The 13040-nt window shown below is 42.4% G+C and carries 12 protein-coding genes, 1 tRNA gene and 1 pseudogene; 9 read left to right on the forward strand and 5 right to left on the reverse strand.

Annotation, left to right across the window (positions count from 1 at the left end):
• Positions 1–202, reverse strand: a pseudogene (locus BMX79_RS12605) (ISL3 family transposase); the annotation flags it as partial.
• A 325-nt stretch (positions 203–527) separates the two neighbouring features.
• A tRNA-Arg gene (locus BMX79_RS10785) sits at positions 528–601 on the reverse strand.
• Between the two features lie 275 nt (positions 602–876).
• Between BMX79_RS10785 and BMX79_RS10790 the strand changes: the two genes are divergently transcribed.
• From BMX79_RS10790 to BMX79_RS10810, 5 genes are all read left to right on the forward strand, one after another.
• Positions 877–2316: an FAD-dependent monooxygenase gene (locus BMX79_RS10790; protein WP_091482532.1), complete on the forward strand. Its 1440-nt coding sequence runs from the start codon at positions 877–879 to the stop codon at positions 2314–2316.
• A gap of 196 nt (positions 2317–2512) precedes the next feature.
• Entirely contained in the window at positions 2513–2938 is a 426-nt protein-coding gene (locus BMX79_RS10795) for an OsmC family protein (protein ID WP_091482534.1), read from the forward strand.
• Between the two features lie 45 nt (positions 2939–2983).
• Positions 2984–3787 (forward strand): alpha/beta hydrolase, encoded by an 804-nt coding sequence (locus BMX79_RS10800; protein ID WP_091482536.1) that lies wholly within the window; start codon positions 2984–2986, stop codon positions 3785–3787.
• A gap of 5 nt (positions 3788–3792) precedes the next feature.
• Entirely contained in the window at positions 3793–4242 is a 450-nt protein-coding gene (locus BMX79_RS10805) for a GNAT family N-acetyltransferase (RefSeq protein ID WP_091482538.1), read from the forward strand.
• Between the two features lie 500 nt (positions 4243–4742).
• Positions 4743–5630, forward strand: coding sequence for a nuclease-related domain-containing protein (locus BMX79_RS10810; protein WP_091482540.1), 888 nt, complete (start codon positions 4743–4745; stop codon positions 5628–5630).
• A 211-nt stretch (positions 5631–5841) separates the two neighbouring features.
• On the opposite strand, the gene BMX79_RS10815 is transcribed toward BMX79_RS10810, so the two are convergent.
• Positions 5842–7080, reverse strand: coding sequence for an aminopeptidase (locus BMX79_RS10815; protein ID WP_091482542.1), 1239 nt, complete (start codon positions 7078–7080; stop codon positions 5842–5844).
• 274 nt (positions 7081–7354) lie between these two features.
• On the opposite strand from BMX79_RS10815, the gene BMX79_RS10820 reads away from it, so the two are divergent.
• Positions 7355–7933 carry a TetR/AcrR family transcriptional regulator gene (locus tag BMX79_RS10820; RefSeq protein WP_091482544.1) on the forward strand — a complete coding sequence of 193 codons (579 nt, stop codon included), beginning with the start codon at positions 7355–7357 and terminating at the stop codon, positions 7931–7933.
• 61 nt (positions 7934–7994) lie between these two features.
• Here BMX79_RS10820 and BMX79_RS10825 read toward each other — a convergent pair whose 3' ends face one another.
• Positions 7995–8840: an aldo/keto reductase gene (locus BMX79_RS10825; protein WP_091482665.1), complete on the reverse strand. Its 846-nt coding sequence runs from the start codon at positions 8838–8840 to the stop codon at positions 7995–7997.
• Between the two features lie 165 nt (positions 8841–9005).
• The gene (locus BMX79_RS10830) at positions 9006–9458 is read right to left on the reverse strand and encodes a flavodoxin (RefSeq protein WP_091482546.1); all 453 of its coding nucleotides are present in this window, start codon (positions 9456–9458) and stop codon (positions 9006–9008) included.
• A 277-nt stretch (positions 9459–9735) separates the two neighbouring features.
• Here BMX79_RS10830 and BMX79_RS10835 point away from each other — a divergent pair, with 277 nt between their 5' ends.
• The 3 genes from BMX79_RS10835 to BMX79_RS10845 all read left to right on the forward strand — a co-directional run bounded on the left by BMX79_RS10835 (position 9736) and on the right by BMX79_RS10845 (position 12997).
• Positions 9736–11172 (forward strand): glycoside hydrolase family 1 protein, encoded by a 1437-nt coding sequence (locus BMX79_RS10835; protein ID WP_091482548.1) that lies wholly within the window; start codon positions 9736–9738, stop codon positions 11170–11172.
• Between the two features lie 169 nt (positions 11173–11341).
• Positions 11342–12253, forward strand: a complete 912-nt coding sequence (locus BMX79_RS10840; protein ID WP_091482550.1) for a diacylglycerol/lipid kinase family protein — start codon at positions 11342–11344, stop codon at positions 12251–12253.
• Between the two features lie 132 nt (positions 12254–12385).
• Positions 12386–12997, forward strand: a complete 612-nt coding sequence (locus BMX79_RS10845) for a hypothetical protein (protein ID WP_091482552.1) — start codon at positions 12386–12388, stop codon at positions 12995–12997.
• Positions 12998–13040 lie beyond the last annotated feature (43 nt).

Raw genomic sequence — 13040 nt, forward strand, 5'->3', positions numbered from 1 at the left:
ACTGTGTCCCATTTTTATAGATACTGTAATCATTGTTCGGAGCGTGACACTTCTCGCATTCGGCTGGTGTATAGCTTAGAGTACAATCGATATATTTAACTTTTCGCCCTTTCAAAACACCGTAGGTGACACAATCATCTTTAAATATGAGATTTTTATCTTGAATATCGAGCACTTTTTGCATATCATTTGAAGTAGGCAAGTGAGTTCCTCCTTAGGTGATGTTTTCGTCGACTATTATTCTACAGGAGAACTCACTTGTTTTCTAATATCTAAAAAAATGACGTTAGTGAGTTAATCTCACCAACGTCATTTATTGTATAACCCTTTTTTACCCACAATCAAGAACACTATACTTTTGATTAAAGAATGGATTAAGTTCCATTCTTTTTATTTACAAAAAATAGCCTTTTCTATAAAAGTTAGAAAGGACTTTCTCTTTAAGTTTAAATTTTTATAATATACCGAGCAGAAATAGTTATAAATTTCCATTACAAAGTTATTGATTCCAATAATTCGAAAATAAACGACCCTAGAGAGATTCGAACTCCCGACCTACAGTTTAGGAAACTGTTGCTCTATCCTGCTGAGCTATAGGGTCAGATGGTAGATATGTACAGGAACTTTATGGCACAATCATTCCACCGTACTCCTATGCAAGTAGTGTCATGCGCCTAACTTTCATTATACAACAGTCTGGCGATACACTCAATACTCTCATTTTCATTTACATTGGGACTTTAAATAGATAGAGCGAGTAATTGTATTAAAGATTAGGTATCGGAGCTGCTGTATTAGTTGTCAACAGGAGAGTGCTCATATACACTGAAACTATAAGAGATGGTACTGTTTTCATTCTGAAAGGAGTGAACTTGTATGTCAGAAAAAGAGGTACTGATCGTAGGTGCTGGACCGACCGGACTTGTTCTGGCTATGGAACTGGCTTATTACAATGTCCCGTTCAAACTGATCGATCAGAAGTCAGGTCCTGGGGAGTCATCAAGAGCCATGCTGGTCGTGCCGAAAGTACTGGAAAGTTATCAGAAATACGAACTGGATCAAAAAATTCTTAGTCTAGGGATACAGCCACACGCCGTTCATTACTATTTGAATAATCGAAGACAGGCTACCATTCCATTAAAACGCATTGGAAGCGGGCAGTGTATTTATCCAAATGTAGTGACTTTTCCCCAGGATAAGCATGAACAGCTTCTTGTTGAGCAGCTGAAAAACATGGGTCATGATGTGTTTTGGAGTACAAGATATGAAACGGCAGAAGAGACGGGGGATGGGGTTGAAGTCAATTTGAATCAGAGCGGCCAGTCATCTAAGGGAATTTATCGTTATGTCATCGGTTGTGATGGGGCTTCCAGTCAAGTCAGAAAGGATCGACATATCAAATTCACTGGAGAAACATACGAGGAGGCTTTTTATGTTCTTGATGCAACCGTGGAAGGAGACCTGCTCCATGATAGATCGATCTCATTTTCCTTCAAAGGGGATCATTTTGCTCTGTTTTTTCCTCTAAGAGATAAAGAGACTACCCGAGTCATTGGTATGTATCCTCCTGATCTGACTGAGAAGAAAGACTTCAGTTTTGAAAGCCTCAGACCATACATTGAAGAGGCTCATTGTGTTTCTATTACAGAAAAGAACTGGTTCTCAGACTACCGGGTCCATCGACGGACGGCTGACCACTTTAAAGATGGTGCTTTCTTTCTGGCTGGAGATGCCGCCCATGTCCATAGCCCGGCAGGAGGACAGGGCATGAACCTTGGGATTGGAGATGCAGTCAATTTGGGCTGGAAGTTGGCTGAAGTTATTATACATCAGACTAATGAGAAAATTCTGGACACATATGAGGCTGAACGAAAGGCACTGGCGGAATCGACTGTCTCTCTTACGGATCGCGCCTTTAAAACAATAGCTTCCCAGTCTTTAATCAGTCAGTTGACCAGAATGGTAGGTATACCTTTAGTGACAAGAGTGGGGTCTAGGAGCGGTTTGCTTCAGAAAGCTTTATTCAAAATCTTGTCTCAACTATATATTTCATATGAAGAGACTCCCTTAAACACGCCTAGTGAAACTAAACTGAAAAGCGGAGAACGTCTTCCTTATGTCGATGGGGAGCCACTGGAATTTACGAGAGAGGCGGGGTGGCAGCTGCATTATTTCAATGACCCACTTGAGGGTGAAGTAACTCGAATTCCTAGCCGTATCAGGCCAGTAAAACGGAGATGGACCGACAAAGCCAGAGATGCCGGGTTTGAAAAGGACCACCTTTATCTGATAAGACCGGACGGGTACATCTCCTAGCGTGGCGATGACGAAGAAAGATCTAAATTGATTACCTATCTGAACGACTGGAATATAAAGTGAGACTGGTCTAGTATGTGCTATGAATATTTTTTGCTAAATGACTATGTAGGAAAGCACTTTTTGCCTGTGCATTTTTACAAGTAAATGTGCTATCCTTTAATAAGTAAAGAATAGATGAAATGGAGTGGATAAGATGAAAGTTTCAACGAAGTGGGAAGGCAATCTGGCCTTCACGATGACTAATCCAGATGGGAACCAGGTCAGAATGGATGCGCGCAAGGAAGCTGGAGGAGACGGAACAGGTGCGTCACCAATGGAAACCGTCTTAGGCGGACTCGCAGGATGCATGGGGATCGACATGTACATGATTTTGAAGCCATATCAGGACAAAATCAGTCGAATGGAAATCGATACTGACGGCGAAAGAAACGACACAGCACCTAAATTCTTCACAGCGATCGAAGTGACCGTCCATGTTGATGGAGATGTTCCAGCCAGCCGCGTATGGCGTGCAGTCAAGCTGAGTGACGAGAAGTACTGTTCAGTCGCTAACTCACTGAAAGCAGACTTGAGTTACAAAGTCATTCTGAACGGCGAAGAAGTTTCTGACGACAAATAATTCAGACAGGCAGCAAGTGACGCCTGATCATTAGGAGAGTGACATATGGCTACATTGACCGCAACATTCCAGTCCCGTGAACTGATGCGAAAAGTGTCGTTTACTGCAGTGATTCCATCTTCGACAAAATCCTTGTATGACCCGGAACCGATCGAGGAAACGGAAGGCCCTCTGAAGACATTGTATCTGCTTCACGGATGGGACGGGAACCACGAAGACTGGGTGCAGAATACACGAATCGTCAAATGGGCGACGGAATACAACATTGCCGTCATCATGCCTTCTGGCGAGAACAGCTTTTATGTGGATCATCCCAGCGAAGACAATTATGGAAAATTCATCGGAGAAGAGCTGATCCGCGAAACACGGCGACTCTTTCCGCTTTCTGAAAAAAGAGAGGACACCTTCATCGGAGGCTTGTCGATGGGAGGCTACGGCGCATTGAGGAATGGCTATGCGTATCCAGATGTTTTCAGTAAAGTCATTGCCTTGTCGAGTCGGGTTTTCCAGAAAGACGACCCTTTCCATGACTTGTCAGAAGACAATCCGATCAATAAACGTGTCTGGCACCTCCTTGGCAGCAAGAGCTATAGCGCAGTCACTGACGATTTGGACATCTATAAACTGATCGAAGGGTGTGCCAACAAACCGGAGCTGTTCATGGCATGCGGAACTGAAGACTTTCTGATCGAAGAGAATCGTGCGCTGCATACATGGCTGAAGGATCAGGGACTCGCTCACGATTACATGGAAGCACCCGGCGAACACAACTGGGACTTCTGGAGCAAATCGATGCTTGAAGCTCTTCCGTGGGCACTTGACCTGACTTCAGAACACGACAAAGGTTAAGTGGAATGATCAGCTTAGTAAAAGTCAGTGAGGCAAACTGGCGTGAAGTAACAGAATTGAAGGTGTCGGACGAACAGACTGTTCACATCGAGTCGAATGCCCAGTCACTGCTCGAAGCTGCTTATGACACGAGTCTGGACTGGCATCCATATGGGATCTACTCAGGAGATGATCTGGTCGGCTTTGCCATGATCGGAGCGTACAACTTAGAAGAAAGATACATCTGGCTCGACCGGCTGATGCTGAGTTATGATGTGCAAGGAGAAGGGCTTGGGACAGAAGTAATGCGTGTGATCGTCGAGTATATCTCTGAAAATTGGGACGTATCAGAAATCGTTCTAAGCGTGACTCCAGATAACCATGTTGCAATCGGGTTCTACGAAAAAGTAGGATTCCAGTGGCTCGACAAAACCGATCCGGCCAACGGTGAACAGCTGATGAGTATGAAAATATAATATAGTGAGAGAGGCGAATGGGTCATATAACCAGATATGGCACATTCGCCTTATTTTATTGGCAACGAATGTACCATAAAAACATTTATGGTACATTCGTTGATCCGGAGAATGCCTCAATGGTTCATAAATCAGTATATGAACCATTGAGTATCCGATTAAGTAGAATTTCACCCTTATGATACTTTCAAAATGCATCGGAAGGATTGAAATAAGAGATCGAATGGGTCATATAACTGGATATGGCACATTCATCTATAGTTTATCTGCTCGATTATGCCATATTAAAATAAATGGTGTATTCCTCTCTTAAAAAATGGCCACAATGTTCCATAAACTTGAATATGACCCATTAACCAATCTAGATTAAATCATTATTCAACTATTTTCCCTCTAATTTAGTTACTATTTCTATCTTTTGACAATATATATAGTAGAAACTAACAAAGGAGAGGATACCCATCATTATAAAAACAAGAACGGAACCTGTTCAGCTCAGAATGCTGAACCAGTTAAAGCAAAGAAAAGGACTAAGTCAGGAAGATGCAGATTATAGGGAGTATTTACAAAAAGGATTTGAAGGTGAGAGGAAATTTGACGAGATTCTTGAGCGTCTGAGTAAAGACAGTCTAATTATTCAGGATTTACGACTAGAGGCAAATCGTCAGATCTTTCAAATCGATACGCTTGTCATTACTAGGAATAACCTCCTTGTATATGAAATAAAGAATTTCCAGGGAGAATATAGCTTTCACGATAATGAACTCAAAACACACCCGTATAAACGAGTCATAATGAATCCATTGACTCAATTTAACAGGACCTGTACACTTTTGAATATTCTGCTGGATAAGATTGGAGTATATATACCTCTTAACGGGAAACTTGTCTTCGTCAATGACTCGTTTATACTCTATCAAAAGACAGAACACCCCGACATTCTATTGCCGCAGCAAATCGAGAGGCACATCAGCCAGTTGAACAGATTTTCAGAGCCGTTCACTTCAGCACAAAAAGAACTGGGGGACAAGCTCCTTTATCTTCACTTAACTGAAGATCGGTATATTCAGGTACCTGAATATACTTTTGAAGAATTAAAAAAAGAGGCCTTGTGTCCACAGTGCAGACTGAACTTGAAAATAAAAAATAGGCGGACAGTCTATTGTCCTTCTTGCGGCTTCTCAGCTTTTAATACGCGTATCATATCAGAAGAAGTACAGGCCTATGTCTTACTTTTTCCGGAACAAAAGCTAACCACCGCAGTCATCTATGACTGGTGTGGGGCTCTATTTCCGAAACGGACAATTCAGAGAGTGCTGGCAACCAACTATACTGAATCCGGAACAAGAAAAGGCACACATTATCTACATAACTCATTTTGTAGATAAAATAGGGGGCGAATGTGCCATATAATCAGATAAGGTATATTCGCCTCAATTTTTTGGAAATGAATGTACCATAAAAATAGATATGGCACATTCTACCTTCAAGAAGATCATAAATCAATATATGCACCATTGAAGACCCATTTTAATCAAACAAAGCCATAAAAAAGAAAAAACTCACTTGCCGGGCAAGTGAGTTTCAACATCTATTATATTAAGCCCAGGCACCTTTACGGAATACTGGGACACGAGTACCGTCTTCACGGATCCCGTCAATATCCATTTCGTTTGATCCGATCATGAAGTCGACGTGAACGTCTGAACGGTTCAGGCCAGCTTCTTTCAGTTCTTCTTCAGACATTTCGGTTCCACCTTCAAGGTTGAAGGCATAAGCAGAACCTAAAGCCAGGTGGTTCGAAGCATTTTCATCGAATAAAGTATTGAAGAAAGTCAGTCCTGATTGAGAAATAGGAGAGGCGTCTGGTACGAGTGCGACTTCTCCTAAGCGAGCAGCACCTTCATCGGTTTCGATCAGTTTCTTGATGACATCTTCGCCTTGATCAGCAGTTACGCTCTCAACTTTTCCGTCTTTGAAGTGGAAGGTCATGCCTTCGATAATCGTTCCGGCATAGCTCAACGGTTTTGTTGAAACAACGACACCGTCAACACGGTTTGCATCAGGTGCAGCGAAGACTTCTTCAGTAGGCATATTAGCCATGAAGCGCTCGCCACGGACGTTCAGGCTTCCAGCGCCCTCCCAGCGGTGACCTTTCGGAAGTCCGACTGTTAGATCTGTTCCTGGTGCAGTGTAATGTAAAGCAACAAATTGCTCTTTGTTCAATTCGTCAGCTTTAGATTCCAAAGTCTTGTCTTTTTCAGTCCAAGTAGCAACTGGATCTTCATCATATAAATGAATTGCTTTGAAGATTGCATCCCACAAAGCGTCAACACGTTCTTCAGATGTTTCCAGTTCAGGGAAAACTTTTTCAGCCCATTTTTCACCGGAAGCCGCAGCAACGACCCAGCTGACTTTATTTGACTGAGTTGCTTTACGCATTGCAGAAAAAGCACGGCCATTCGCAGCTTGAGCAGCAGCAATCTTGTCGCTGTCCAGACCTTTAAGTGCATCAGGATTAGATGAACGAACGCTGATTCGGCTGGCGCCTTTCTCAATATGATCGAGAGATTCATCCACTTTATACTGAGGCACAGTCGATACGACCTCTTTAGATGCATGTTTGAAAGTGGAGCGTGTCACGACATCATCTGTCCATTTAACGATGACTTCCTTTGCGCCTCTTTCGTAGGCTGCTTCAGTAATCAGACGTGCTAAAGGCGCCTGATCAACGTCAACACTTAATACGACAGTGTGACCTTCTGACACGTTAACTCCAGTGGAAACGAGTAAGTCAGCATATTTTTTTAGATTTTCTTCAAAATTTGGTAAGACCATAATTATTCCTCCTAAATTTTATTCACCTTAGTAATCTTAGCATAGATGACAGATTGTCACAATCTAAAAGAAGAGCCATCATAGTTTAATATGATTTTCATTTAGTTTGCTGCAAATGGACTAGCAACTCAGTTAAGTAATTAACTATAATCGAAAGCAGAATATAGACTGTTTAAAGAACGTCTTTTATGGACAAGTTAATTATGTTATACTAGTAAAGATTAAGGTTAGCAAAGTATATACATTGATCAACAGACACAAGGAGAGAAAGACAATGCCTCGAAAAAGAAGAATTTTAAAGCACCACATACTGGATGCTGCTTTGGAATTAATGCGTGAAGAAGAATTTGACCGATTTACTGCAAGAAAAATTGCAGAATGCTTAAACGCTTCCACTCAGCCGATTTATAAAGAATTTAAGAATATGGATGATTTAAAAGTCAACTTGACTGCTTATGTTCAAGATAAAATGGATGAGCGTATATTCAAGCTGGAAGATGAGCAGCTGCAGATCCGTGATGTGTGTAAAAATTACATACTATTCTCGAGAAATGAAGGGTGTCTCTTTGCTGCATTATTTATGGGAAGAGAAGTCAATGCTTCCACATTGCATGAATATATTTATGAACAGCTTCATCTTGTCCTGGATCGACATGGAAAAGCTCAAGGTCGAAGCAGAGAAGAAAAAGATCAGCTTCTTGATATTCTCTGGCCTGCAGTCCATGGCTTTGCAATATTAACTGCACAAGGCAAATACGAATTGCCGGACGAAGAGTTAATTGAGAAAATTAATCATATCGTTGATAGTTCTGTTGAAGTCTGGAGTCAGAGTCTTCCTGAACAAGTGAATTAAATAAATTGGCCCTTCAGAAATCTTCTTTTCTGAAGGGCCAATTCTTTATTTGTTATCAAGTTTAAAATTCAATTGTATCCGGATCAGTGGCAGTACCTGCACGACCTTTAAGCCCATCGATGACCGCCATATCTTCTGTACTGATTTCAAAGTCGAATATATCCGCATTTTCCCATACGCGTTCTTTCGTCACTGTCTTGGGAAGAGGGAGGAAGCCATGCTGCAGACTCCACTTCAATACCAGCTGAGCAATCGATTTATCATATTTCTCCGCTAATTCTTTCAACTCTTCGACATCGAAGATTTTACCTGTGCCAAGTGGACTGTACGCTTCTGATACAATGCCATGTTCCTTGTTGTATTTAACAACTTCTGGTTGCATGTCACTCGGGTTCAGCATAATCTGGTTAACTGCAGGCTTGATTTCAGCTGTTTCCAGCAGGGCATCAAGATGGTGAGCTCTGAAGTTAGATACACCTAAAGTCTTGATCTTGCCAGCTTCGACTGCTTCTTCCATCGCTTTCCAGCTGCCCGCATTGTCTTCCTGCCAGTTATCACGTGAATAAATGGGATTCGGCCAATGAATCAGGTAGAGATCGATATAGTCTGTATCGAGTCTGCTAAGAGAATTTTCAATGGCTTCTTTTGTTTTCTCGTAGCCGTGCTTGCGGTTCCAGAGTTTTGTTGCCAGGAAAATCTCTTCTCTCGGTACACCACTTTCTTTAAGCGCTTCGCCAACTGCTTCTTCGTTTTTATAAGCAGCTGCTGTATCAATGTGTCGGTAGCCAGCTTCAAGCGCCCATAAGACGGACTGCTTGGCATCTTCATCACTTGCCTGCCAGGTCCCGAATCCCATAACAGGTATCTTAAGCCCATTATTCATTTCATACGTATCAGTTAATGACATGTCCATTCCTACTTTCTTAATGTTTAGTATCTAATAAAAAGTATACATAAACATAGAAAAGAGTGCCAATGAAATCGCTTTTGCACAAACTCATATAAAAAACTCCGTCGTTCAGGAGCAGCCACTTATAAATAAAGTGACAAATCCTGTGGACAGAGCATAAGTTTAAAGATTGTTGTAAGCATCAATCAGTTTCTGGGCAAAAGCCTTAAGGTTTTCACTATCTTCTTCTTCAGGGTTCAAGTTGACTTTGACATTCTCCGCACCCTTTAAAGCGCCGGTTTTTTCAAACTGCTCGTCAAAATCATCCACTGATTTACAGTACTTTTCATAAAACGTGTCACCCGATCCAAACGATCCAAAAATTTTACCAGTTAAATCGACTTCTTCTAGTTCTTCATAAAAGTCCACTATTTCATCGGGCAAATCAGCATCTGTCCCGTAGGTGTATGTACCAACTACTGCAATATCAGCATCAGTAAAGTCTTCAGGATCAGCAAAGACGCTTTCCACAACTTCTACTTCAGCTCCCAGTTCCTGAAAAGCCTCTTCCAGTATTTCCGCACACTCTTCAGTATTCCCAGTCAGACTGGCATATACGATCATAACTTTGGGCATGACCATCATCCTTTCTACGTGGTTACCCTGCAACCTATTTCTAAAAAAGCATACCATGAAATCGAGAGAGTTTCAATAATTCATTCCTTCACAAAGTATTTAATAAAATAATAGAAACTTTATGAAAATACGGACTATATTGTACGTGATAATGTAAGCTCTTACGCCAACTTTTCACACACACCTATTATCTAGGATAATTTCAGTAAAATAGGTGGTACTTTGCTATGAATCCGTTATACTGAAAGAGAATACACATTAAACAAGGAGTGAGAAAATGGAACATCAAACACTGGATGCATTTCCGGATAATTTTCTCTGGGGATCAGCTTCAGCTGCCTATCAGGTAGAAGGGGCAGCGAAAGAAGATGGCAAAGGGGAGTCGGTCTGGGACCGCTTTGTACAGATTCCTGGTAAGACATTTAAAGGAACGACTGGTGATGTAGCAGTAGACCATTACCACAGGTACAAAGAAGATGTGGCGCTTATGGCTGAACAGGGCCTTAAGGCTTACCGTTTTTCTGTCGCTTGGAGCCGGATCATACCGGACGGCGACGGTGAAGTGAATGAAAAAGGACTTGAGTTTTACGATAAACTGATCGATGAACTGCTGGCTCATGGCATCGAACCTGTTCTGACACTGTATCACTGGGATATCCCTCAAGCGCTGCAGGATAAATACGGCGGCTGGGAAAGCAGGCAGGTCATCGAAGACTTTACCCGATATGCGGATATTCTGTTCCAGCGCTACAACAACAAAGTCAAATACTGGGTCAGTCTGAATGAGCAGAACATTTTTATTATGCTAGGGTACCGCATGGCCGCTCATCCACCTAACGTTGTTGATGAGAAACGCATGTACCAGGCCAACCATATTGCTAATCTTGCTAACGCATCTGTTATCAGACGCTTCAGAGAGCTTGAAATAAATGGAAAGATCGGTCCAAGCTTTGCTTATGGACCAACTTACGCGCTCGACAGTCATCCGTTGAATCAGCTGGCAGCTGAAAACAATGAAGCCTTCAGCGCTCACTGGTGGATGGACGTTTATGTGTTCGGAGAATATCCAAAGACTGTCTGGAAATATCTGGAGAAAAAAGGGTTGGTACCTGCAATTGAAGAAGGCGATATGGATCTTCTTAAATCGGCCAAGCCTGACTTCATGGGACTGAACTATTATCAGACTGCAACTGTCGAGCATAACCCTCTTGACGGTGTTTCGGCTGGCAAAATGAATACATCGGGTAAAAAAGGTAGCAGTGAAGCTAGCGGCTTGCCTGGCGTATTCAAATCTGCAGACAACCCCTATGTCGAACAGACTGACTGGGACTGGGATATCGATCCTGTGGGCTTGAGAATCGCTTTGAGACGGATCGACAGCCGCTACAACCTGCCGATTCTGATTACGGAAAATGGACTAGGCGCATACGACGATCTGGAAGAAGACGGGTCCATACATGACGACTACCGTATCGATTTCCTTAGAAAACATGTTCAGACGATACAGGAAGCCATCACTGATGGGGTCAACGTCTTGGGTTACTGCACATGGAGCTATACTGACCTGCTGAGCTGGTTGAACGGCTATCAGAAGCGGTATGGTTTTGTCTATGTCGATAGAGAAGAGCTGGATGAAAAGGAACTGAAACGATATAAAAAAGACAGTTATTTCTGGTATAAGAAAGTGATCGAAACCAATGGAAAAGAACTGTAAATAAAGAATTGAAGTTATAAGCAGTCTTGATTGTCTTAGATGCCTACAGTAGAGCCTATTACTGTGCCTCGGCAATCAAGGCTGTTTTTTCGACTATTTTCATTTATTCAAGTAAACTGATAGGAGCAAATACTTATAAAAAAAGCCTGTTGAGAAGGAGTAGAGTTTAGTGACAAAAGCAGTGGTAATCGTCAACCCAACCTCTGGTAAGGAAGAGGGAGAAGAATATGGCCCAGAAGTTAAAAGAGAACTGGAAAAAATGTACAGTGAAGTAGAATTGAGATGGACAGAAGGAGAAGGTGATGCGACCCGGTTCGCCAGAGAGGCCTGCCGAGAAGAAGTGGATGCTATTTACGCATTAGGCGGAGACGGCACAGTCAACGAGTGTGTGAATGGCATCGCGCCTGAAGACTACCGTCCACCATTTGGATTCATCCCACTTGGTACGGTCAACGATTTAGGAAGAGTTCTGGATATTCCTATGAATCCAAAAAAAGCGGTAGAAAAGCTGACAGAGCGGACAAAACGGGTGATCGATGTCGGTAAAATTAACGACCAGTACTTTGTTGACATTGTCGCTATTGGCTCCATCCCGGATGCCGTACATGAAGTACCAATCGAGAAGAAAACTAAACTGGGTCCTCTAGCCTATGTCATTGAAGGGGTTAAGGCGATCAATGAAAAAGAGGTTTATCCGTTCCAATTTGAAGTGGACGGGGAGCAGCTTGAAGAAGAATCTTTTCTCGTATTGGTTGCAGTGACCAACTCTGTGGCCGGCATTACAACAATGATCCCAGAAGCTGATGTGGATGATGGGTATCTTCATTTGGCTGTAGTCAAAGGCGACACGATAGCTGAAAAGGTCAATCTGGTGCCGAAGATCTTTGCAGGTAAGGTAACGGACGACGAAAATGTCTTGTACCGTAAATTCACTAAAGGATCGATCAGGCTGAAAGAAGGGTTTGAGAAGGAAATTGTCACTAACGTAGATGGGGATGAGGGCGATTCGCTGCCTATTGACCTGGAAGTGAAAAAACATCACATGACCGTTTTCGTCCCAGACACAGACAATAATCAGTAATCTGGCGAACTTTGGAGTCGAGTGAAAATGGTCTTAAAATAGTCATACTTTCTTCCCGGATTGAATACGCTTTTTGCCTATGCTAAAATAGTAAGAGCAATAAATGCAGAGAGTAAAGAGGACGATAAACTTATGGCAAAAACTAAAGTAAGAGAAATTCTTCAATCCGAAGAGTCAAATAAAGAAAAATTCAGTTACCTCTGGGGCTATTACAAGTGGCATGTGATACTTGGCCTGTTTGCACTCCTTGTCAGCGGCTATCTGCTGGTTGACTGGATCAACCGTCCGATAACATATTTTCATCTTACTGTTCTGGCACCTGAAGTAGATTTTGATGAAGAAGAACCGCTGTCACAGGAACTGAATCGTCTGCTGGAACCTGAAGGAGCAAACGAAACAGCTTATGCTTCATTTACACCTCACGGGCAGATGGCTGAACGATTTACAGCACAATTCACAGCCGGAGAGTATGATGTTATATTAATGGATGACTTTTCATTCGAAGAATATTCCGAATACGACACCATGCAGGAATTCCGACTGTCAGGATTGGATGATGATGACTACTATCAGCCGGATCACTATGACAACCCGGTCGGCGTGGATTCAAGTGTGATCCCACTGTTACAGGAATACCGCACGACAGACGATCTCATTATGGTCATCCCAGGGAACACAACTAGACGAGACGCTGTCGTAGAATTCTTCGCGACTCAAGGTTTCGAGTTCGAATTTATTGACTGAAGAAAACAGAGTAATGTAAGCCTGCTGATCGGCAGGCTTTTTC

The organism is Alkalibacterium pelagium, from assembly GCF_900109325.1.
Taxonomy (GTDB): Bacteria; Bacillota; Bacilli; order Lactobacillales; family Carnobacteriaceae_A; genus Alkalibacterium; species Alkalibacterium pelagium.